Origin of the sequence: Planococcus chinensis, from assembly GCF_020071995.1 — a bacterium.
GTDB lineage: Bacteria > Bacillota > Bacilli > Bacillales_A > Planococcaceae > Planococcus > Planococcus chinensis_A.
On sequence record NZ_JABWTK010000008.1, the window covers coordinates 77,264 to 99,690 of the forward strand.

General features: G+C 45.8%; 24 protein-coding genes and 1 riboswitch. Of the genes, 1 reads left to right on the plus strand and 23 read right to left on the minus strand.

Annotation, left to right across the window (positions count from 1 at the left end; translation table 11 throughout):
* Positions 1-26 precede the first annotated feature (26 nt).
* The 18 genes from folE to HU147_RS13895 all read right to left on the minus strand — a co-directional run bounded on the left by folE (position 27) and on the right by HU147_RS13895 (position 16,547).
* Positions 27-611: a GTP cyclohydrolase I FolE gene (gene folE / locus HU147_RS13810; protein WP_036801892.1), complete on the minus strand. Its 585-nt coding sequence runs from the start codon at positions 609-611 to the stop codon at positions 27-29.
* 284 nt (positions 612-895) lie between these two features.
* Positions 896-1,168, minus strand: a complete 273-nt coding sequence (locus tag HU147_RS13815) for an HU family DNA-binding protein (protein ID WP_036801889.1) — start codon at positions 1,166-1,168, stop codon at positions 896-898.
* A 173-nt stretch (positions 1,169-1,341) separates the two neighbouring features.
* A complete protein-coding gene (locus HU147_RS13820; protein WP_224076896.1) occupies positions 1,342-2,052 on the minus strand; it encodes a hypothetical protein in 711 nt (236 codons plus the stop codon).
* A gap of 10 nt (positions 2,053-2,062) precedes the next feature.
* Entirely contained in the window at positions 2,063-2,266 is a 204-nt protein-coding gene (locus HU147_RS13825; protein ID WP_036801887.1) for a DUF2768 domain-containing protein, read from the minus strand.
* 87 nt (positions 2,267-2,353) lie between these two features.
* Positions 2,354-3,373: an NAD(P)H-dependent glycerol-3-phosphate dehydrogenase gene (locus HU147_RS13830; RefSeq protein ID WP_224076799.1), complete on the minus strand. Its 1,020-nt coding sequence runs from the start codon at positions 3,371-3,373 to the stop codon at positions 2,354-2,356.
* A 21-nt stretch (positions 3,374-3,394) separates the two neighbouring features.
* Positions 3,395-4,705 carry a ribosome biogenesis GTPase Der gene (der, locus tag HU147_RS13835; RefSeq protein ID WP_053165773.1) on the minus strand — a complete coding sequence of 437 codons (1,311 nt, stop codon included), beginning with the start codon at positions 4,703-4,705 and terminating at the stop codon, positions 3,395-3,397.
* 93 nt (positions 4,706-4,798) lie between these two features.
* Positions 4,799-5,854, minus strand: coding sequence for a type 2 isopentenyl-diphosphate Delta-isomerase (gene fni / locus HU147_RS13840; RefSeq protein WP_224076800.1), 1,056 nt, complete (start codon positions 5,852-5,854; stop codon positions 4,799-4,801).
* A gap of 1 nt (position 5,855) precedes the next feature.
* Positions 5,856-7,001 carry a 30S ribosomal protein S1 gene (rpsA, locus tag HU147_RS13845; protein ID WP_224076801.1) on the minus strand — a complete coding sequence of 382 codons (1,146 nt, stop codon included), beginning with the start codon at positions 6,999-7,001 and terminating at the stop codon, positions 5,856-5,858.
* 68 nt (positions 7,002-7,069) lie between these two features.
* On the minus strand, positions 7,070-7,660 hold the full coding sequence (locus HU147_RS13850; RefSeq protein WP_224076802.1) for a lysophospholipid acyltransferase family protein: 591 nt from the start codon (positions 7,658-7,660) through the stop codon (positions 7,070-7,072).
* Position 7,661: 1 nt separating this feature from the next.
* A complete protein-coding gene (gene cmk / locus HU147_RS13855; protein ID WP_224076803.1) occupies positions 7,662-8,336 on the minus strand; it encodes a (d)CMP kinase in 675 nt (224 codons plus the stop codon).
* Positions 8,337-8,756: 420 nt separating this feature from the next.
* Complete coding sequence (prsW, locus tag HU147_RS13860; protein ID WP_224076804.1) at positions 8,757-9,437, minus strand: glutamic-type intramembrane protease PrsW; 681 nt, start codon at positions 9,435-9,437, stop codon at positions 8,757-8,759.
* Positions 9,438-9,560: 123 nt separating this feature from the next.
* On the minus strand, positions 9,561-10,529 hold the full coding sequence (locus HU147_RS13865) for an asparaginase (RefSeq protein WP_224076805.1): 969 nt from the start codon (positions 10,527-10,529) through the stop codon (positions 9,561-9,563).
* 86 nt (positions 10,530-10,615) lie between these two features.
* On the minus strand, positions 10,616-11,584 hold the full coding sequence (locus tag HU147_RS13870) for a YpdA family putative bacillithiol disulfide reductase (protein ID WP_224076806.1): 969 nt from the start codon (positions 11,582-11,584) through the stop codon (positions 10,616-10,618).
* A gap of 101 nt (positions 11,585-11,685) precedes the next feature.
* On the minus strand, positions 11,686-12,447 hold the full coding sequence (locus HU147_RS13875) for a metallophosphoesterase (protein ID WP_224076807.1): 762 nt from the start codon (positions 12,445-12,447) through the stop codon (positions 11,686-11,688).
* Between the two features lie 74 nt (positions 12,448-12,521).
* Entirely contained in the window at positions 12,522-13,151 is a 630-nt protein-coding gene (locus HU147_RS13880) for a CBS domain-containing protein (protein WP_224076808.1), read from the minus strand.
* A 68-nt stretch (positions 13,152-13,219) separates the two neighbouring features.
* Positions 13,220-14,047, minus strand: a complete 828-nt coding sequence (locus HU147_RS13885) for a LysM peptidoglycan-binding domain-containing protein (RefSeq protein WP_224076809.1) — start codon at positions 14,045-14,047, stop codon at positions 13,220-13,222.
* A gap of 83 nt (positions 14,048-14,130) precedes the next feature.
* Positions 14,131-15,555, minus strand: coding sequence for a RecQ family ATP-dependent DNA helicase (locus HU147_RS13890; protein WP_224076810.1), 1,425 nt, complete (start codon positions 15,553-15,555; stop codon positions 14,131-14,133).
* Positions 15,552-16,547, minus strand: coding sequence for a helix-turn-helix domain-containing protein (locus HU147_RS13895; protein ID WP_224076811.1), 996 nt, complete (start codon positions 16,545-16,547; stop codon positions 15,552-15,554). Before HU147_RS13895 ends, HU147_RS13890 begins: the two co-directional genes overlap by 4 nt.
* A 138-nt stretch (positions 16,548-16,685) precedes the next feature.
* Between HU147_RS13895 and HU147_RS13900 the strand changes: the two genes are divergently transcribed.
* A complete protein-coding gene (locus tag HU147_RS13900; protein WP_224076812.1) occupies positions 16,686-16,937 on the plus strand; it encodes a ferredoxin in 252 nt (83 codons plus the stop codon).
* A 131-nt stretch (positions 16,938-17,068) separates the two neighbouring features.
* Here the strand turns inward: HU147_RS13900 and HU147_RS13905 are convergent, their stop codons facing one another.
* The 5 genes from HU147_RS13905 to HU147_RS13925 all read right to left on the minus strand — a co-directional run bounded on the left by HU147_RS13905 (position 17,069) and on the right by HU147_RS13925 (position 22,268).
* The gene (locus HU147_RS13905; RefSeq protein ID WP_224076813.1) at positions 17,069-17,647 is read right to left on the minus strand and encodes an ECF transporter S component; all 579 of its coding nucleotides are present in this window, start codon (positions 17,645-17,647) and stop codon (positions 17,069-17,071) included.
* Positions 17,648-17,795: 148 nt separating this feature from the next.
* Positions 17,796-17,929, minus strand: a riboswitch (FMN riboswitch).
* Between the two features lie 83 nt (positions 17,930-18,012).
* Positions 18,013-19,209 carry a hypothetical protein gene (locus tag HU147_RS13910; RefSeq protein ID WP_224076814.1) on the minus strand — a complete coding sequence of 399 codons (1,197 nt, stop codon included), beginning with the start codon at positions 19,207-19,209 and terminating at the stop codon, positions 18,013-18,015.
* Entirely contained in the window at positions 19,199-19,732 is a 534-nt protein-coding gene (sigX, locus tag HU147_RS13915) for an RNA polymerase sigma factor SigX (RefSeq protein ID WP_224076815.1), read from the minus strand. Before sigX ends, HU147_RS13910 begins: the two co-directional genes overlap by 11 nt.
* Before the next feature lie 45 nt (positions 19,733-19,777).
* Complete coding sequence (locus HU147_RS13920) at positions 19,778-21,559, minus strand: ATP-binding protein (protein ID WP_224076816.1); 1,782 nt, start codon at positions 21,557-21,559, stop codon at positions 19,778-19,780.
* Entirely contained in the window at positions 21,552-22,268 is a 717-nt protein-coding gene (locus HU147_RS13925) for a response regulator transcription factor (RefSeq protein WP_224076817.1), read from the minus strand. Before HU147_RS13925 ends, HU147_RS13920 begins: the two co-directional genes overlap by 8 nt.
* Between the last annotated feature and the right edge of the window lie 159 nt (positions 22,269-22,427).

The following is a 22,427-nucleotide window of genomic DNA, read 5'->3' on the forward strand; positions in this document are numbered from 1 at the left end:
ACCTGCTTCTTCTAAAAATAGTTGTATTACTTCATATTGATGTACGTAATGATTTCTGAGCGCTTAATGTCATCGGTTTCCAAAACGCCCCGAGACACTGCTGTAATCGTTTTAGCGCCTGGCTTTTTAATGCCTCTCATTGTCATGCACATATGCTCGGCCTCCACCATCACAAAGACGCCGTGAGGATTTAATGTCTCCATTAAAGAATCGGCAAGCGTTGACGTAATCCGTTCCTGCAGTTGGGGGCGCTTTGCCACCGTTTCTACTGCACGTGCCAGTTTGCTTAACCCGGTAACGACTCCATCCCGCGGGATATAGGCAATGTGGGCTTTGCCGAAAAATGGCACTAAGTGATGTTCACAAGTCGAATAAAAAGGAATGTCTTTTACCAGAACCATTTCCTCGTGCCCTTCATGAAAAACTGTGCTGAAGTAATCTTTCGGATCTTCTTTTAAGCCAGAAAAAATTTCGGCGTACATTTTAGCAACGCGCTTCGGTGTATCCAGCAATCCTTCTCTGCCGGGATCTTCCCCAACCGCTTCCAGAATCATAGCAACCGCTTTTTCAATTTTATCTAAATCTACTTTTTTAGAATCTATATCTATCACTTTGTTTCCTCCTGTTAAAGACGAATCTTCAGTTGTCCTGTTTTAGCCATCTGGACTTCACTTCCCGGCACTGGCCATTAGCAGGTTGCACGTTGAGCGAGGCGAAGAACACGATGAGCAAAGGCATGCGATATCCGGCTGCCGCAGCCGATTAGGCTTTCCGCGTTTTTCTCACATGAATCGTAGCATATAATCAGACCCAATCGCAAAACTGTAGGCTTAAAAAAAGAATGGCTTTTACGTGAATAGTCACGAAAAAGCCATTCTATGTACTGCACTGAAGATTATTTCACTGCATCTTTAAGCGCTTTACCTGGCTTAAATGCAGGAACTTTGCTAGCAGCGATTTCGATTTCAGCACCCGTTTGCGGGTTACGGCCTTTGCGTGCTGCGCGTTCGCGTACTTCAAAGTTACCAAATCCGATTAATTGCACTTTGTCACCTTGAGTTAGAGCGTTTTGAATCGCCTCAAATGCAGCGTCAACTGCTTTCGCAGCATCTTTACGAGAAAGTTCAGCTGCTTCAGCAACAGAGTTCACTAATTCTGTCTTGTTCATGCTATTCACCTCCTCTCAAAGGGGATGCATTCCTTCAATCCTGTAAAAAGAGTATCATATCGAAAATGGCATAGCAACCACTAATAGCGCGGTTCTGCAATAAAGCATGCAAATAATGGTGATATTTTCCTAAATTCTTACATTTTAATGAAAAATCGCTTTAAACCGCGCCATTACTCACTCTTAAAGACAGGTTCATTTTTTTCATCCACGGTATAAGGAAGTGAATAAGCTGGAACAATCGGACTGTCTTCATACAGCAAGAAACGGATGTCTTGTCCCGGTTCCAAAGTTCCTTCATAGTTCTGAAGCGCTTCATACAAGTCCATCGAATAATCAACAAACACTTCGCCTTTGCCATTTACCACAAAAGGCAAATTCTTGCCGCTATACGGGCTCGCTACGGTTTGCTCTTCCTGGAACCCCATTGCTTTGTAATTAAGCTTGTAGACATTATCATCGATAATTTCGGCAATCGGCGCTTTTCCGCCGTTGGCACTTTTCCGGATGTTAATCGAACGGATGGCTTCAGTAAGGCGCAAATCAACCAATTTCACAGTCGGATTTTCCTCAACATCCATCAGCACATATTGGTAAATGCCGCCGGACTCATAAGCATTCGGCGGGATTTCCGATAAATAAGCCGGAGATATCTTAGAAAAATCAATTGGGTATTTGATGTATTGATCGATGTCCATATCCCGGGTCTTGATTGGCAGCAATCCGCTGCTGGCTCCCCGGAACTGGTTCACTGCATTTTGCACAGAAATAATCTGGTCTTCATAAGGGATCTGATTTTCTGCGCGTTCACTTTCCGGGAACATGCAGCCGCTCAATAACAAAACGCTAATCAACAGCGTAATCGCTAATAATCCTTTTTTCATTTTCATCACCTCAAGCGCCGCCTGTCGGCCCGCTAAGTATTATGAATACCATGATAAAAAATCCGAGTATCAGAAGAATATAAGCCGTTAATGCAAAAAGGAATTTCAATATGCCGTTATTTAATTTATATCTGCTTAAATAAATCAGTCCCATGGAAATCATTAAAAAAGCAATACCCGCAAAGGAGACCCACATCTTGTCCAAAGAACTCATAATTGACCGCCTTTCGTTCTATTTCACCCCGTATTATAGCATAAAGAAAGAAGAGGCCGCGGAGCTGAACCTCTTCTTTTGTGACAATTATAGTAAGTTAATTAAATCTTCCATTTCGTTTTTCTTCATGCGCCCCATCAGCCTTTCGACCGCTTCGTCTGTCGAGACATCCTCAAAGAGGACCGCGTAAAGCGCAGCGGTGATCGGCATCGGCACACCGTGTTTTTGGGACAATTGATAGGCCGCTTTTGTAGTGCGGATGCCCTCAACTACCATGCCCATTTCTTCGAGCACTTCATCGATCGACTTCCCTTTTCCAAGCATGTTTCCGGCACGCCAGTTGCGCGAATGGACACTCGTACAAGTGACGATCAAGTCTCCGACCCCTGAGAGCCCGGAGAACGTAAGAGGCGTCGCACCCATCTTGACGCCTAAACGGGCAATTTCTGCAAGCCCACGCGTCATCAGAGCCGCTTTGGCGTTGTCTCCGTATCCTAAACCGTCCGTAATGCCAACCGCCAAGGCGATGATGTTTTTCAAGGCACCGCCGATTTCCACTCCGATAACATCGGTATTGGTATAGACGCGGAAATAATTATTCATGAACAGATCCTGGATGCGCTCTGCTGATTTTGTATTTTCACAAGCAGCAGTTACGGTCGTTGGATGTTCAAGAACCACTTCTTCGGCATGGCTCGGTCCGGAAAGGACCACCACATCTTCAATCCATTGTTCAGGAATCTCTTCCCGGATCATTTCACTGATGCGCTTCAGGGAATCAGGTTCAATCCCTTTGGAAACATGCACAAATAAAGCTTTTTTATTGAGGTTCTCTTTTATGCTGGCACAAACTTCGCGAATCGCTTTTGTCGGCACCGCCAGCACGTATACGTCCGAATGTTCGACGGTTTGCTTCAAATCAGCCGTTGCCTTTAAAGTTTCAGGCAGCTGAATGTTTTTTAAATAACGGTTGTTTGTATGATTGTTGATTTCATCGGCTTGTTCTGCCCGATGAGTCCAGAGCAGAAGGTCATGTCCGTTTTGTGCAAGCACGTAGCTTAAAGCGGTTCCCCAGCTGCCTGCACCAAAAACTGATACTTTTTCCATGTTATTGCCACCTTTCCCCTTTTATGTGCGGGCACGCGTAATCAGCCGCAGCGGTGTTCCTTCAAAATCAAAGCTTTCACGGATTCGATTTTGCAGGAATCGTTCATAACTGAAATGCATAAGCTCCGGTTCATTGACGAACACCACAAAAGTAGGAGGCTGAATAGCCACTTGAGTTGCATAATAGACACGCAGTCTGCGCCCTTTATCTGTTGGTGCAGGGTTCATCGCTACAGCATCTTCAAGCACTTCGTTCAAAATACTGGACTGAATGCGTCTTGAATGATTGTCGTTTACGCGGTTAACGATATCCAGGATGTTATGGACGCGTTTGCCGCTGACAGCCGAAACAAACATGATCGGCGCATAGTCAAGGAACAGGAAATGTTCCCTGATTTTACGGGTCATGACGTTCATGGTTTTTTCATCTTTTTCGACAGCGTCCCATTTGTTTACGACAATGATGACCGCTTTGCCGGCCTCATGGGCGTAGCCTGCAATCTTCTTGTCTTGTTCCTGTATGCCTTCTTCTGCATTCAGTACAACTAAAACAACGTCGGAACGTTCGATGGCACGAAGTGCACGCAGCACACTGTATTTCTCTGTTGTTTCGTACACTTTTCCTTTTTTGCGCATGCCGGCTGTGTCGATGATGACGTACGGCTGGCCATCGTATTCGTACTGTGTATCGATGGCATCGCGAGTCGTTCCGGCAACATCGCTGACAATCACGCGCTCTTCGCCTAAAAAGGCATTGACGAGCGATGATTTCCCAACGTTCGGACGGCCAATCAAAGAGAATTTGATGACATCATCCGGATATTCTTCCTCGTCATCCTGCGGGAATTTTTTCGCTACTTCATCAAGCAAATCCCCTAAGCCAAGGCCATGGGAACCCGAAATCGGGAACGGTTCACCCATCCCTAAAGTATAAAAATCATAAATAAGATGGCGCATGTCCGGATTGTCGATTTTGTTGACAGCTAAAATAACCGGTTTTTTTGTCCGGTATAATATTTTGGCTACTTGCTCATCTTGAGCCGTAACCCCGTCGCGTCCATTAACGAGGAAGATGATGACATCCGCTTCGTCCATTGCAATTTCCGCCTGCTGGCGAATTTGTTCCAAGAACGGCTCGTCTCTTAAATCGATGCCGCCTGTGTCGATGATGTTGAATTCATGTGTCAGCCAATCTGCCGAACTATAGATACGGTCACGTGTAACTCCTGGAATATCTTCCACAATGGATACACGTTCTCCGACCACGCGATTAAAAATCGTGGACTTCCCAACGTTCGGCCGGCCGACGATTGCTACTACCGGTTTTGACATAATAATTTCATCCTTCCACTTCTAATATCCCTATTATACACGAAAAAGGTGATGGCATCTTGTAAATGTCCATCACCTTAAAAGGTGTAATATTCAGTTTTTCTTCCGGTTGGCAAAAACCGATGGCTCATAGCCCCGCATCAATAGATAATGATAGAGCTCACCCGAGATGACCGCTGGACAGTTCACCAATTCTGAAATGGATTTTGCTCCAAGTGCAGTCATCATCATCTGAAGATCTTCGGTCAATGCCTCGATTTCTGAAATCAGCCGGCTTTCGCCATGCTCGACAGCCGTTTTCAAAAACGAACCGGCAAGCCCTGCGGCATTCGCGCCGAGAACGAAAGCCTTGATCATGTCCTGTGCATCCCGAATGCCGCCGGATGCCAACACGGTTTTTGGAAAAACCTTTTTGACTTCAATGATTGCCGCAGCTGTCGGAACTCCCCATTCCTGAAAATAGGAAAGTTTGCGCGCACGCCGTTCATTTTCGATCGCCGCAAAATTGGTTCCGCCGTAGCCGCTGACGTCTATTGCGGCTATTTGAGTCGCAGCCAGTTTTTCAGCCGCTTCCCTGGAAACGCCGAACCCCGTTTCTTTGACGATGACCGGAACATGGAGCTTGTCCGCAATTTCGGCAATTCGTTCCAGTGCCCCTTTAAAATCACGGTCACCCTCCGGCATCGTCAGTTCCTGGATGACATTCAAATGAATCTGAAGTGCATTGGCTTCAATCATCTCTACGGCCTCTTTCGCTTGCTGAACAGTCGCTTCACTGCCCAGATTGCCAATGATAAAGCCGTTTGGATTTTCTTTTCGGACAATTTCATAGGAAGCCCGTTCATTTGCGTCTTTTATTGCCGCCATTTGGGAACCGACTGCCATAGCAATGCCGGTCTCTTTCGCAGCGCGGGCAAGCATTCCATTCAATTGTTCGGTTTGGCTTCCGCCCCCGCCTGTCATGGCATTAATAAAAACAGGTGATTCCAATTTCAAATCACCTGTCCCGGTATGAATGCTGATGTCCTCCACTCCAAGATTCGGCAATGCCTGATGAATAATCCGCACATCATCAAACAAAGTTCCGGAGCTTCGGCCTGTAGATAGTGCATATTGAATATGGTCCATTTTCCGTTCTGCTCTCGACATTTTATTCGGATTTAAATCCTTTTAATTTGTCGCCGATTACATCACTGATAGAAAACCCGCTGGATTCTTCCGGCATTTCGTAATTGGAGAAATCCTGTTCCTTCTCTTTTTCCTGAAGTTCTTTAATGCTGAGTGACAGGCGTTTATCAGCTTTATTGACTTCCAGTACTTTTACTTGGACTTCTTGCCCTTCAGAGAGCACTTCGTTTGGCGTCGCTATATGCTTGTGGGCAATCTGTGAAATGTGCACAAGGCCTTCTACCCCAGGCAACACCTCGATGAACGCGCCATAGCTGACGATCCGTTTCACTTTTCCGTCATGAACCGACCCTTTAGGCGCTTTTTCTTCAATGGCATCCCAAGGTCCCGGAAGCGTATCTTTGATTGATAAGGAAATCCGTTCAGAATCACGGTCTACTGACAAAACCTTCACGGTCACTTCCTGGCCTTCCGTAACCACGTCCGAAACTTTCTCAACGTGTTCATGCGACAACTGGGAAATATGGACAAGCCCATCCACTCCGCCAATATCTACGAATGCACCGAAAGATGCAATGCGCTGCACTTTCCCTTTCAGCACGTCGCCGGCGTGAATCGTGTCCATCACTTCTTCTTTTTGCGATTCCTTTTCCAATTCCACCACAGCGCGGTGAGAAAGAATTAAACGGTTGTTCTCTTTTTCCATCTCAACAATTTTAAATGTCATAACTTTGCCTTTGTAATCTTCAAAGGATTCCACGAAATAATCTTCTACGAGTGAAGCAGGGACAAATCCGCGAACCCCAAGGTCAACCACTAGTCCGCCTTTTACGACATCCTTCACTTCAGATTCAATAATTTCGCCAGACTCAAACTTTTTCTCCAGCTCGTCCCATGCCTGTTCGGCATCGACTTTGCGTTTCGACAAAACAAAGTTTTCGTCTTCTACTTTGGTAATGACTAAATCTAGTTCATCACCGACCTGAACTGAATCTGATGCTTTCTCGATGTGGAGGCTCGACAACTCGCTGATCGGAATTACCCCATCAAATGGCGCTCCCTCAATTGTTACAGTTACAGCTTTTTCTTCTATGTTCGTAACAATACCTTTTACGCGATCTCCTGTTTGGAAGTCACGGTTTTCCATCATGTTCATTTCCTCAGACATAAGTAGCCCTCCTTCACAAACTATCCACTTTCTATTTTATTCGAATTCTCTAATAAAAACAAAAAATATCACTTATTTTTGCTATATTCATCCAGAATCTCTTGAATGCTGCTCATAATCACTTCGGTCACTTCGTCGGCAGAAGCTTTTCGTTCCCGGTAAGGGTCCATTAAGATAGGTTTGCCATAGACCACCCGGACTTTACGGAACATCTTGTATGGTCCGATGATGGCGCAAGGCACAACATCCGCATTGCCTCTCAGCGCAAAAAATCCGGCGCCGCTCAGCCCTTTTTTCAAGACGCCGTCCGTCGATCTTGTACCTTCCGGGAACAACCCGACTACTTCGCCGCTTTTCAATACTTTTAAAGCCGTTCTCAAAGCTTCGCGGTCACTCATTCCCCGTTTGACAGGGAAAGCATTCACTTTCGGCAAGATCGGCCCAAGGACCGGAAGTTTAAACAATTCTTCCTTCGCCATAAAATGGACCGTTCTCGGAGCAGTCATTCCGACGACAGGAGGATCCAGCGCGTTGATATGATTGGAACAAAGAAGAACTCCGCCTTCTTTTGGAAAATGCTCGGTGCCGAGCACTTCAAAACGGTAAAGAGGATGCAACGCTGTTTTCACCAATGTTTTTCCAACTGCGTATAAATTCACGTTAGCTCAACCTTTCTCCTGCAAGTCTTAAAATCTCTGCTGCCGCTTCACGTATCGTCAATGAAGTCGTATCAAGAAAAATCGCATCTTCCGCTTGGCGGAGCGGAGAAACTTCCCGTTCACTGTCCATTTGATCACGTTTTGCGATTTCCTTTTGAAGTTCCTCAAAAGGTGTATGGATATTGCGTTTTTTATTTTCTTCAAAGCGGCGGCGTGCACGTTCTTCGACGCTCGCTGACATAAACACTTTCAATTCCGCTTTTGGCAAAACGTCTGTCCCGATATCACGGCCATCCATGACAACGCCGCGCCCTTCAGCAAGCTGCTGCTGCAATTTCACCATTTGCAATCGCACGGACTCATGCGCAGCCATTTCGGAAACGGATTTCGTCACTTCCTGTGAACGGATAGCTTCAGTCACATTCTCTTGGTCCAGAAATACAAGCTGGCCGTTCTCGGAAGGCTGTAAATCGATGTCTGTTTTTTCCAGCAGCTTCCCGGCAGCTTCATTGTCTGAAAGGTCGATGCCTTCGTTTATTGCCTTTAATGTAATGGCACGGTACATCGCACCCGTATCGATATAAATATAGCCTAATTGTTCTGCAACGATTTTCGCTATCGTACTTTTTCCGGCAGCCGCAGGGCCGTCCAGAGCGATTTGTATAGATTTCGTCAAAAAAGTCACCTCATCATATGTATTCATCATATTTTATCACAGAAAAGCGAAGCCGCCTATTCAGTCCCGACAGGCGCTGGAGGAATTACGGACAATGGCGCTTTTTGCCATTTTCCGTAAGGCCGAAGCGTCCCGAGGGACTAGGCGGCGTAGCTGGACACAAGAAAAGCGGAAATGGCCGCTTAGATTCGACAGGCATAAGACAGCCTGGCGAAGTGGCGTTCTTTGCCACACAGCCAGGCTGGCTTATGACCCGAGAATCTGGCCATTGAAGCTAGACATTAGAAAAGCGTAAGCGCCTATTCAGTCCAAACAGGCGCTGGAGGAATTACGGACATTCATTTCTACACTTTCCCCTCAGAAATTCGAACAAAAAAAGCCTTGGGCTACAAGGCTTTTAAAGGTTGTAAAACATAAACATCAAGGGAGCATTGAAGAATTATTATGATAATGGGTCAGTGACAATTGGTGGGCTTGTTTCACTTTTCTTAAGCCAAACCACCATAAAAACAGCATAAAGGGAATCACGCCATAGGACCAGCTCGTGTTAATGTATAATATCGAATTATAGATCAAATGCAGCGACAGCGAGCTGACAAAAGCAAAAGCCAGCCATATCGTTCCGTTTGACCCTTTTGTAAACTTGGCCCTGCCTAAATAATAGCCCATTACCACTCCGAACAGCGCATGGCTTGAAACCGGCAGAAATGCCCGGATAAATGCAGTTTCCAGCCCAAATTCCATCAAGAATAAAACATTTTCAACAGTAGCGAATCCCAGAGATACGCTGGCGCCGTATAAAATGCCATCATACGGATCTTCGAAATCGACATGCCGATAAACCGCGATAATCAGGACAAGCCATTTGAAAAATTCTTCTAAAATACTCGGAAACAATACTCTTTGATTGAAGAGCTGATCAAATACACCTTCAAACTCAAAAACGTATTGAATAAACAAAATCGGGAAAGTCAGCACCGCTCCGTATATAAAACATTGGAACAAAAGCTTGGAAGGCTCAGCAGCAAATTGATCACGCAAATAAAAATAACTGAACAATGCCAGACTTGGAGCAATCGCAACTGTCAGTAAAATTATCATATGCCTGCTCCTTTGCTTAAAGTCCTTTTCCATCTTAAATAAACAGAATCATTAAGGTTTCTCTTAATTATAGCACGGAACAATGGTAAATATTATCCATTTTTTAATTTATTTAAGGCAAAGTTATTTGTTAAATGTGTTAATGTCCGCTTCTTTTGTCAACGATAAAACAACCGCCAACTTGATGCGCGCTTTTTTGCTGTCATAATCACTCCCGAGCAGTACACCTTTCAACATCAAATCGTGGGCACTTCCCGGATAGCTATAGCTCGGATAAGATTTTCCTTCTTCTGCACTGGTGGTCAGGACGACCGTTATCCCTTTTTGGACGGCCCGCTCAATCGCTTCCACCATATGCGGCGACACTTGTCCGCGCCCCGCTGCTTCCAAAACAATTCCCGCTGTATCCCCTTCGGCAAGCAAATCGATCATATGCCCATCCTGTCCGGAATAGCACTTGATAATTTCTACTCTCGGCAAATGGTCTCCCACTTGATGAACTTCATGGAAAATCGGTTTTTGGTAAACACTGACTACATCGTTATCAATAATTCCGAGATAGCCGTGGCCGAACGAATCAAATCCCTGGAGATTGCTGGTATGTACTTTTTTAACGTATTTCGCTGTGTAAATCCGCTCATTAAAAACCACTACCGTGCCTACGCCTTTTAAATTCTCATCGACCGATACGTATATGGAATTCCGCAAATTCGAGTATACGTCTGTCCCTACTTCATCAGGGGACCTTTGTGAACCCGTCACCACAATCGTGCGGTCATCGCTGATGGTTAAATCCAGAAAATAAGCGGTTTCTTCTAATGTATCGGTTCCGTGGGTCACTACAATCCCGTCAACCGTTTCATCTTCCAATTCGGTTTGAATCGCTTCACGCAGCTGCAGCATTTTGTCGAAGCCGATATGCATGCTCGGCAATTGGAAAACATCGATCACCTTAACCTCTATTTCTTCCGGCAATTGGCAAAGTGCTGCCAGTTCCCTGCCTGAAATCGCACCGGATTTCAACAACCCCTTTGATACTTCCTTGCTTGCAATGGTTCCTCCTGTGGTAATCAAAGAAACTTTTTTATTCATAAACTAACACCCTTTCTCCACCCTATTTTACACTATTGCCTTATCGATCCCATATATTTTTCCTATTAAAACAAGAAAAAGCGCACTTAGCGTGCGCTTTCTTTTGCTGCTATCGCAGCCGCTATTTGATCGCCGTGGAAACGCCCGTTTTCGATGAAAATCGAATTGGCATTATTCCCGGCCGCAATCACGCCGGCAATATACAGATTCTCTGTCTCCGTTTCCATTGTTGTCTCGTCAAAGATGGGGCATCCCGTTTCTTCATCGATGGCAATGCCGATATTTCTCAAGAATCCGTGGTCCGGGTGATAGCCGATCATCGCAAAGACAAAGTCATTCGGAATTGTTTCTTTCGTATCATTGACCGTCAGTTCTACTTCCTTCTCGCCAATTTTGTCCACTATCGAGTCGAATAGCATTATGATCTCGCCTTTGCGGACCAGGCTGTCAAACTCCGGCAAAATCCAGGGCTTGATGCTCTTGGAATAGCTGGTGCCGTGATAGGATACCGTGACGCGGCTTCCGGCTTTATGCAATTCAAGCGCGGCATCCACTGCCGAGTTCTTGCCGCCGATCACCAGGACGTCCTGATCAAAATAAGGATGGCCTTCCTTGAAATAGTGCATCACTTTCGGCAATTCTGCGCCTTCCGCATGAAGCTTATTCGGATTGTCGTAATAGCCGGTGGCCGCTATGACATATTTGGCGCGATAGGTGCTTTTGCTTGTCCGGATAGTGAAGCCCTGCCCTTTTTCAACCGCCAAAACGGTTTCAAACGGCCGGACATCCAGTCCGCTTCGTTTCACCACTTCCCGGTAATACACCAAAGCCTGGTTGCGCTTCGCTTTCCGGTCTTCCGTTATAAACGGAATATCCCCGATTGACAATTTTTCGCTGGAGCTGAAAAACGTCTGGTGGGTCGGATAATTGTATATCGCATTGACGATATTTCCTTTTTCGATGACAATCGGCTGAATTCCCGCTTGTTGGAGGGCAATCGCTGTAGCCAAGCCACATGGTCCTCCGCCGATAATCAGTGCATCTACATGTTCCATTCTTAAACCTCTCCCACAATCAGAATCTCTCTTTAGCATAGAAGATTCTTTTTACTGCTGACAATCAAAAACACTTGGGTATTTATAAAAACGCTTTGCAGTTATACAGGATCTGCTGATTTTGGCTGGATGGTGTAGACATGGTATTGCGCCTCCGCACCTAAACGAAGAGGCAGCTTAGTAGTCCCATATCCATTGCTGACCAGTTCGATTTTGCCGTCTGTTTCCCGGAATCGCCCTTTATCTGTGATTCCAAAACGCCCCAGCCGTATCTGGCCGCCGTGCGTATGGCCGGCCAGCAGAAAATCAGCCGAATAATGATCTCTGACGTATTTGAAAATGGAAGGAGTATGCGATGCAAACAGGACGGTATCTTCCGGCCGAACCCCGGAAAAAGCCTTGGAAATCGCATCTTTTTCGTATATAAAGTAATCAAGGCCAACTAATTTCAAATGAGGATTCCCAAACAAATTCACCCACTCATTTTCTAAAACAGTCACCTTGTATTTCTCAAAAAGCTGCCGAAGCTCCGCTTCTCCCACATGCCGGTCATGATTGCCCCAGATAAAGTACAATTCCCCCAGCCCGCTCAGCAATTTTAAATTATATTCAATGCGGCTCAGCGGCACGCCTTTTTCTGCCAGGTCGCCGCCAATGATCACCATGTCGACAGAGTTGTTCGCCAAGTTTCCGTTTAATGTTCTTCGGTGGATATCCGAGATGAACATCAATTGAAACGGCTTAAACGGCTGTGCGGCTGGCAATTCCACTGTTTCGCTTTTCAAATTTTGCCGGAAAGCATTGCGGAACATAAAAAGAAGCAACGCCAGCGCTGCCAGCATGCTTTTCATAATCCATTTCATCTTAAAAATCCTTTCAATTAAATAAAGAGGCAAAGCAGAGAACTGCTTGTACCTCTTTACATTTGTTTATCAAATCAATCTTCAGAAATATCCAAGACGCGGAACCCTGATTTTTCAAGTTCCTTCACGAAACGTTCCACATTGTCTTTTTTCTTGATTTTAAGAACGATTCGGCGTACCACTTTATCTGTTTCATCAAAAGTAACCAATGAAATGACCGCTTCCTTGAACTTCTCAATTATATCACCTAACCGGCCGATGCGCCCTTCCGATTCTACAGAAGTAAACGTAATGCGCACCCCTTCTTTTTCCATGCCAAATGCACTTTGAAGCTGATTCATAACATCAAAACGCGTTACAATGCCGAGCATTTCCCCGTTTTCGACAACGGCGATGATCGGAAAATCGTTCAATTCCACAATTGCTTTTTCAAAAACATCATCGAGATGCAAGTAGACGTCCTGGTTGACCATTACATCACCAATTTTTGTTGTGCTGACAAAATCTTCTTTGGTTTTGCCGGAAAGGAAAAATTCACGGTATACGTGATACCAAGTAAAAATTCCTTTGTATGCAGTGCCTTCCAGTACCGGCAGTGCATCGATCGTATGATTTTCAAGCAAATCCAGTCCAATTTGGACCGAATCATCCATTTTAACCGTATGGCATTTTTCTCTTTTGACCATCACACTTTTTACAAACATCCAATTCACCTCTGCCTTTTCTCAGCTTATCAGTAATTATTTCGCCGCCACCATTGCCTTTCCCTCTTTTATGGCAAAATTAACGTCCGGCCGACGGTTAATTCATTCGAGGATAATCCGTTCGCCTGCTTGATCTTCGCAACGCCTGCATTGGCTCCGGCCGCGCCGTATGTGTTAACGGCAATACGGTAAAGTGTCTCGCCCGGCTGCACCACATGAGTTTTACCGGACGCATTTTTCTTTTCCTCGGCCTCTTTTTCTGCTTTGGCTTTTGCTTCCGCCTCTGCTTTCGCCTTAGCTTCTGCTTCAGCTCTTGCTTTTGCCTCGGCTTCTGCTTTCGCTTTTTCCTCGGCTTGGGCTTTGGCCTGAGCTTCTGCCTGGGCTTGGGCTTTGGCCTGAGCTTCTGCCTGGGCTTTGGCTTTGGCCTCGGCTTCTGCTTTCGCTTTTGATTCGGCTTCAGCCTTTGCCTTCGCGTCGGCTTCTGCTTTCGCTTTTGCAGCTGCTTCTTTTTCAGCTTTTTCTTTTTCAGCAGCAGCTTTATCTGCTGCTTCTTTCGCTTGTTTTTCTTCTTTCTTCTTGTCTTCCTCTGCATCAGCAAGCACACCCGCGTTATCAGACGGTGAAGGATTTGTATCCAGGGTGACTTGATCGTTCACGGCGCTGGTTGTCAATGTGTCATCTGGCTCATACAAAACGGCCAAGTATATAAGAAGTGCTACAGGGAGTAAAATGAACATGAAAAATAAGGCAGGCAGCAGTACATTCTTTCGTTTCTTCGGCTTCTTTTTGACCGTATTCGCTTTCCGGTAAGCCTTTCTCGAAGCTGCTGTACTGCTTTGAATGGCAATTTCCTGGCGTCCTTTTTCAATTGCTTCACGATAATTTTGTTTTCCCATAGTCGACTACCCCTATCTGCTCTAATAATTCCATTATGCAGAAAAATTCCCTTTTTGTAAATGTCATTTTCCGAAAATTGTCATTAAGGCAATAGTGCATTTAGACGATTTTGCCAGCTCTCAAGTACTACTTTCTGCGCTTTCTCCTGGCGCTTCCCAAATACACTGTAATCAATGCCGTCATTCACGCAGCAATTCTCAGGCTTTCCTTTCAAGTGCTGGTCAAAGCATTCGATGATATATTCCCGGATGCAGCTTTTGAGATTGACCAATTTTCTCATTTTATCCACTTGTTTGATTTTTTCCCTTTGAAGAAATTCCATTTGCTGCAAGGTTTCAGATTCGCTCAACCGGCTCAGCCAATAATTAATGACGCGCAATGCAGTTTCTCTCACAATGCCGTCAGCCACCAATTGTTCCGCTCCGGCTGGATGGGAAGCGACTTGCTGGATTTCATGCCGGGTCGGCAATTCATCCATGACAAGGCTTTGCAGCAAGCCTTCATCGCCTTCTGCATAAAGCAAAGTGGCAAGCGCTGCCTCACCGTCACGTCCCGCTCTTCCGACTTCCTGGACATACCCTTCAACAGAAGTCGGCAATTGAAAATGCACGACGTGCCGGATGTTTGAAATATGGACGCCCATGCCGAATGCATTGGTCGAACAGACCCAATCCAATTCGCCGTTCTGGAATTGCTGCTGCACAAAAACGCGGTCTTGGTGTTCCATTCCCCCGTGGTAATAGGAAGCGGAAATGCCTTGATCCATCAAAATAGCAGCAAGTTCCTGCGATTTCCTCCGTGTTCCGGCATAAATGATTCCCGGGCCTTCACTGTCACGGACAAATGAAGTGAGCCATTCCAGCTTCTGCCGGGAATCATCGAATTTCTTTATGTCATAGACAATATTTTTCCGGTCCATCGAATGCTTATAAATAAAAGGCTCATCAAGCTTTAAATAAGTTTTGATTTCCTGGGTCACTTTTTCTGTCGCTGTAGCGGTCAGTGCCAGCACCTGAGGAAACTTCAGAATCGGAAGGATTTCCGCAATACGGAGATAATCCGGCCGAAAATCGAATCCCCACTGCGAAATGCAATGCGCTTCATCCGCAACCAGCAACGAAACATGTATTTTTTCCAGTTGTTTTTTGACAAAAGGCTGAACCAGCATCTCCGGGGAAATAAAAATAAAACGGTAATTGCCAAGCGTCTGCCAAATTTTCTCCCTTTCCTGAGGCTTCAAAAAGGAATTGATGGCCACTACGGACTTCTCTCCCATTTTTTTCAGCTGGGCAACCTGGTCCTGCATCAGCGACAGCAACGGCGAGACGACCAGGACGGTGCCCGGCAGGATATGTGCAGGCAGCTGGTAGCACATGGACTTGCCCATGCCGGTCGGCAGGAGCGCAACCACGTCCTTGCCTTTTATGACTTGTTCAATTACCTCCCGCTGTCCGGGCCGGAATGAAGCAAAGCCGTAGGCGGAAAAAAGCACTTCCTCTAATTTCATGGCTGGTCCTCCCTTAACGCAAGCGCCAGACGGATTTGAAAATACGTTGCGTCCGGCAGCTCTTCTTTTATATCTCTTAAGCGCTTTGTGTTTCTTTTTTTGCTGACGTTCACAATTTGTTCATACAGGGCCGAAGGCATGAACGGTGTGAAATTGAAAAAAGGGTCATTCATCGCAAGCTCCACAAAATGGTCTTCGATGGTGCTGGTTTTCAATTGGCGGATTGTGGCAATTTCATCCAAGGAAAGGCCTCTCTCAAACAACTTCTCTGTCCGTTGGGCCGATTCTGTCAGGACAGACCGCTGAATGACTTGGTCGAGCAGAGGGGAAAGCATCGGAAATCTGTTTTGCTCCAGCACATTTATCCAGGCATGCAATGCTTCTACTGACGCTAATTGGACGTCCAGGATATGCAAATCGTGCGTTAAAGCAATCTGTTCCCACGTCATCCCGCTCCATCCAAGGCCCGTTAAACGCTGCATCAGGATCATTTTCGAGCGTTCATCGACTTCCGCTGACTCCAGGCTTTCCAGCATCTCCGCTTTAAAACCCGCGACAGAAGAAGGGTCCCGGAAGTTGATCTTTTTCAAATAATTCTTGACCCACGCCTGCAGGTCTTCTGCGTTATGTACAGGGTCGAACCGGTTGGTCTTTTGGCTTGTATAAGATAAAGTCTGGACGATCAACGACAAGCGATTCAAGAAAACAGCTTCGTTGCCTCTATATTTCCAGCCATTGAGCGTTGATGCCGGCGCTTCCAGGGCCATTGCTTTATCCGTTAAATCGATCACTTGATCGTTCGGCTTTAACAGCTGGCGGGCAAATAAATTTCGGATCACTTCATCGTATAGATTTTTTTCCAGATTTGGCATGACCGCGAAATAAGGGTGGAGCCGGTAATACCCGACATCCTGGATGGTTTGGCCCGATTTCTTCCCTTTGATCAAATGGTAAGGAGAAGAGATGGTCCGTTCCAAATTTATGGCTTTCATAATGGTAATAACGAGCTCCTCGAATAACAAGAGCGGCCCCCCTAGCGTTTTTTGGTTGAAAAACATGGCAAACACCTTTAGAATGAATTACGGTAGTATAACTGAACTTGTTCGGAGATAAAGGAGAGGAAAATAATTATGGCTAAGTATACCATTGTCGATAAGGATACTTGTATCGCTTGTGGCGCCTGCGGAGCTGCTGCTCCAGACGTTTACGATTACGACGACGAAGGAATTGCGTTTGTTATTCTAGATAATAACACGGGAACAGAGCAAGTTCCAGATGAACTAGAGGAAGACATGGAAGATGCGTTCGAAGGTTGCCCGACCGATTCGATTAAAGTAGCAGATGCTCCATTCGACGGAGACCCTCTTAAATATGAAGATTGATTTAAACCATTAAAACAGGCGTTCACGAAAGCAAAGATGCTTTCGTGAACGCCTGTTTTGCATGATAAGCTGTTTTTGCGGATAAAAAAGCTGAGCGGGAATTCAATGCTCCCGCTCAGCTCACTCGTTCTTTATTGGTAATAAAGGCGCTGCTTGTCAATCCACTTTTGCATGCTGCTGAACATCAGCAGGACAACGGCTGTCAATATCAGCCCTTTAATCAAGTTGAATGGTAAGATTCCCAGAACAATTGTGCCGAACAAGGCATTGCCTGTTTCTGCAGGCATGTTCAAGAAATAGGTGTACATTGGCAAGAACACCAGGTAATTTAATACGCTCATGCCGATCGCCATGGACAATGTCCCGGCAGCCAATCCGAACGCCATGCCTTTTTTAGTGGCCATTTTACGGTAAATTGCATAGACGGGCATGATAAACAAAATGCTCGTTACAAAGTTGGCCAAGTGGCCGACCGGAACGCCTGTGGGGCTTCCAGCAAAAAGCCAGTCCAACGCATTTTTGAAAAATGCTACGAGTATTCCTGCAACTGGTCCCATGGTAATGGCAGCAATCAACGCCGGCACATCACTAAAATCGACTTTCAAGAAAGCAGGTAAAGCTGGCAAAGGGAAATTGAAAAGCATCAAGATAAACGAGATACTGCTCAACATTCCAATGACGATCATCGACTGCAATTTTTTGTTCTTCATATTCCTCTCTCCTTGTAGTGATTCACCAGAAGAAAGGTTTGGACTATGTGGCCAACTGCACAATAAAACCCTTAAGCAAGTTCACTTAAGGGAGACAAGGCACATTTAATAAGCGCTGCGCTTATAAATAAGCAGCACACGTCCGCACCTTCACCTTCTCCCATCCAGACTATACTGTCGGCTTTGGAATCTCACCAAATCCTGCGTTTTACGGCTCGCGGGCTTATGGACATTTGTCCAATTACCGCCGGTAGGGAATTGCACCCTGCCCCGAAGATGAATCGATATTTTGTTATACCCTAATATTAGTAGAAAACAGACACCTTGTAAACTAAATTGTTTGCAAAGTGTCTGTTTTATTTAAATCATTTTATTGTCCATGGCGTATTGTTGGTGGCGACCGGCGTTTCCAAGGGCACTGTAAAATCATACCCCAGCCACTGCGGTTGTTCTATATTGGCCAATTGTACTTGCTTGCCATAGGATTTAGCCGTCATAGCTAAGCTTTCAATCATGCGCTTCGCATCCACTTCTTCCATAGCAGAAAAATCAAAAGGCGATTGAAATTCGATTTGGACCAGATCATCCGTTTCCGTTATCGAAAAGTCCGTGCCGTCCGGCAGCGTGCTTTTCTGGAAGTCATTCGGCGAATCTTTCATGGCTTGAAATGCTTCTGTAGCCGTTTCGAAAGGCATGCCATATCCAGGTGCTAAGAAAGTTTCTCCTGCGGCTGTAGTATAGGCATAGAAAGCGACATTTTTCACGTCAGTCACAACCGGCTCCATCGGCCCGATTTGATCGAACTCCACCGGACTGCCATCTTCATTTAATACCGCTACTTGACCGGCATCCCGGAAAGTTTCCTTCAATGTAGCGGTGTAGACGCCGATGCTTGCAGAAGCCAAATCGTATTGATGATCTTTTGGAAGCACATGCTCGGCCCCTTCAGAACCCATGGCAATTTTGCCCACATACGGGTGATATTCATCAAACCCAAGCGCTTGTTCATCAATCTCGCTTGCGTACTGATTATACAATTCAACGCTATTCGGGTTATCCTTGCCCAAATCCTCCATAATCTGGGAATCAGGGATCAGGAAAGAAAGCGGAATGACAAATGCGTTTTCAGTAAACCCGATTGTAAAAAGAGTATGCCCTTCCAAGTCTCCTTCGTAGACAGACACTTGGCCTGAACCGGCATCTTCAGATTCCATAATGGATGTCGCTGCATCACCGGTTGCCGCATTTTCCTCCTGTATCGAACGGTCTTCTGCCGTTTCTGCGGTAGAGGCTGCAGACTGGTCCGATCCGCTTTCCGTACTTTGTTCGTTTTGGGACGAATCGATGCCGCTTTGGTTTAAAATAGAAGCAACCAATATGCCGATCGTAATAAAAGCAAGAGCCGCTACGAGCAAAGGCAGCCATTGTTTCTGGCGCTTGCGGACCGGTTCTTTTTGTGCCAGACGCTGATAAACTTCTTCTTTTGGCCGGTCATCCCGGATAGCGGGGAAATCGCGCAGCAAATTCTCGATGTGCTCATCATCCCAGTTGTTATGTGGCATTTGCCTCTCCCCCTTCCCTAGAGGATAATTTTTCACGCAGCGCTTTTATGGCACGATGCTGGGTTGTTTTGACTTTTCCTTCACTCCAACCCAACACTTCAGCAGTTTCTGCAATTGATAAGTCCTGGAAGAAACGCATGATAATGACCATTTTCTGGTCTCCGGTGCATTGATCCAACGTCTTATAGAGCAATATTTTGTCTTCGTTTAAAGAAGCCACTTCTTCCGGAATGCGTTCTGAGGAAGTCAGTTGCTGGGTTTCCCAATCAAAATGCTCATCTGAATGCTTTTTGCGGACTGCCATTTTGCGGAAATGGTCAATTGCTACATTTTTGGCAATGGAAAAAAGCCAGGTTTTTTCTGAACTCTTTCCTTCAAACCGGTCATAAGCCTTAAAGACCCGAATATAAACTTCGTGCATCAAGTCTTCCGCTAAGTGCCGGTTTTTCACCAAATAAATGAGAAATTGGAACACATCCTGGTGGTAGTCATCATACAAGCGATGGAAAACGGAGTCATCCATACACTCCCCCCGTTCTATGAATTAGTCGTCTCTGATTACAAAAAGTTACATCTTTTTAAGAGGCAGCAGGAAGATGAATGATGTTCCTTCCCCGACCTTGCTCTCTGCATAGATTTTTCCATCATGCGCATTGATGATGTTGCTGGCAATTGCTAGCCCTAAACCCGTACCGCTTTTGCCGAGCGTTCTCGCTTTGTCTGCTTTATAGAAACGTTCAAAAACATATTGCAGGTCTTCTTCGGGGATTCCGACTCCAGTATCATTCACGGAGACCTTGGCATATCCTTGTTGTTGTTCGACTTTGACGACCACTTGTCCTCCTGCCGGCGTATGGCGGAGCGCATTGTCAATCAAATTCGTCATTACTTGCTCAATGCGGTCTTCATCGATTTCAGCTGCTGCCCAGTCGTCCAGCTCGGTTGCGAACGAAAGCTGTATGCCTGATTCTTTGGCGGCCTGGGAGAATTTCAAGCTCATTCTTTCGATTACTTCATTGAATTGTACCAGTTCTTTATAAAGACGCATATAGCCGGATTCCATGCGGGCAAGATTCAGCAAGTCGGTCACAAGACGGCCCATTCGCCGGGACTCTTCGTAAATGATTTTTGTCATCTCGCGCCGTTCTTCCTCGGTGGTGCCGACATCATCAAGAAGCGCTTCGCTGTACCCTTGCAGCATCGCAATCGGCGTCCGCAGTTCGTGGGAGACATTGGCAATAAAATCTTCCCGCAGTTTTTCCAAACGGTGCTGCTCCGTCATATTGTGAAGGACCGCTACCGCTCCCCGGACGGATTCCCCGCTGTAAAGCGGACTGAACGTGATGGCATAATAAGCGCCTTCCATTTCCAGTTCTTCCTGTATTTCATCTTCGTAGTCAAGCACATGCTCCAGCATATGGATCATTTCAGAAGGCAGCGGCTCCCCTTTTTCCACGCCCCTTTTCATCAGCCATTGCTGCAGCAGTTTTTCGGCGGGCGGATTGCTTAGCAAAATGGTGCCATCTTGATTAAAGGTAATAACCGCATCTGCCATCGATGTCAAAATGCTCGAAAGCTGCTCTTTTTCCTGGTTGATCACTTCAACATGGTGCTTCAGCTGGCGGCCCATCTGGTTGAACGCGGTAGCCAGCTGGCCGATTTCATCACTTGAAGTTGCGCGGACTTTTGTATCAAAATTCCCTTTCGCCAATTCAAATGCGCCTTCCCGCATTTTCCGGAGCGGCGAAGTGATGCGCGTCGATAAAAAGAATGCAAAAAATGTCGTTAAAATAAAGGCGATAAAAGCGGAAAGAAATACAATGTTTGTGGTCCGCTCCGCTGTGCGGTCCATCACTTCAAGTGATTGATAGATAAACACCGTGCCATGTTCCTGCTCCACGGTTTGCAGCGGGCTGGCAAGCACGATATACGACTCCAACGCATCTTCTTCTGTCAATGACGGCAGAAGCATTTCTTTCATGACGGTTTCATCTGTTTCGAACACTTTTTGAAAATCCGGTTCATTCAAAATTTCTTCCCGCATCTTTTCCCCGTTAATGCCGTTATGGATATAATAGGTGCTTTCATGGGGAGCTTCTGCAATAACCGCGTTTGTTTCCGGCCCCAAAATGTCATCAATCACCGTCAGCGATATATCCACTTTCCCATGATCGTTAAAAATTGACGCAATCGTATCTGCTTCTTTTGTCAACGTCTCTTCTACTGATTCACTGTGATAATTCCCAAGAAACTCCAATAACAGCACGGTCACAATAAAAAGGACAAAGGAAACGAGAAGCAGTATTGTGATCCACAGCTTCCCGACTACACTATTCCATATTCTATTCATTTCCTACCTCGAATTTATAGCCTACGCCCCAAACGGTGACAATCATCTTGGCAGCCGATTCCGATACACGGTTCAATTTTTCCCGCAATCGTTTCACATGGGTATCGACAGTCCGCAAATCACCGAAAAAGTCGTAATGCCAAACTTCTTTCAGCAAATGTTCCCGGTCAAATACTTTATCCGGAGATTTCGCCAGGAAATACAGCAGTTCGTATTCTTTCGGCGTTAAATTCACTTCTACATTGTCTGCTGTAACGCGGTGCGCATCATGGTCGATGGTCAAATGCGGGAACACCACCAAATCTTTTGAAACAGAAGAATTCGCCACGGGCGAATACGCTGAAGAGCGGCGCAGAATCGCTTTGACCCTAAGCACGACTTCTCTCGGGCTAAACGGCTTGACGATGTAATCATCCGCACCAGATTCAAATCCTTCAACGCGGTTCGCTTCTTCACCTTTAGCCGTCAGCATGATGATCGGCGTCATTTTCTTTTCCCGGAGTTCCGTGCTGACTTCGATGCCGTCTTTTTCAGGCATCATCAAATCAAGAAGAATACAATGATAATCTTTTTCTGTCGCCATCTCTAAAGCCTGGACGCCATTCTCTGCTTCCTCGACGATATAGCCTTCACGCTCTAAATACATTTTCAGTAAACGGCGAATCCTTTCTTCGTCGTCTACAACCAATATTGTAATTTCTTCAGACATTGTAAACCCCTCCAACTTTTGTCTCTTACTCCTCATTGTACCGTCAATATTTGCAAAAATAAATAAAAAGCCTTTTCCACTAGTGGAAAAGGCTCATTTGTTTGTCCAGATAAAGGCGCTGACCTCTTTCTTGTCCAGCTGCAGCGACCTGATTATCGG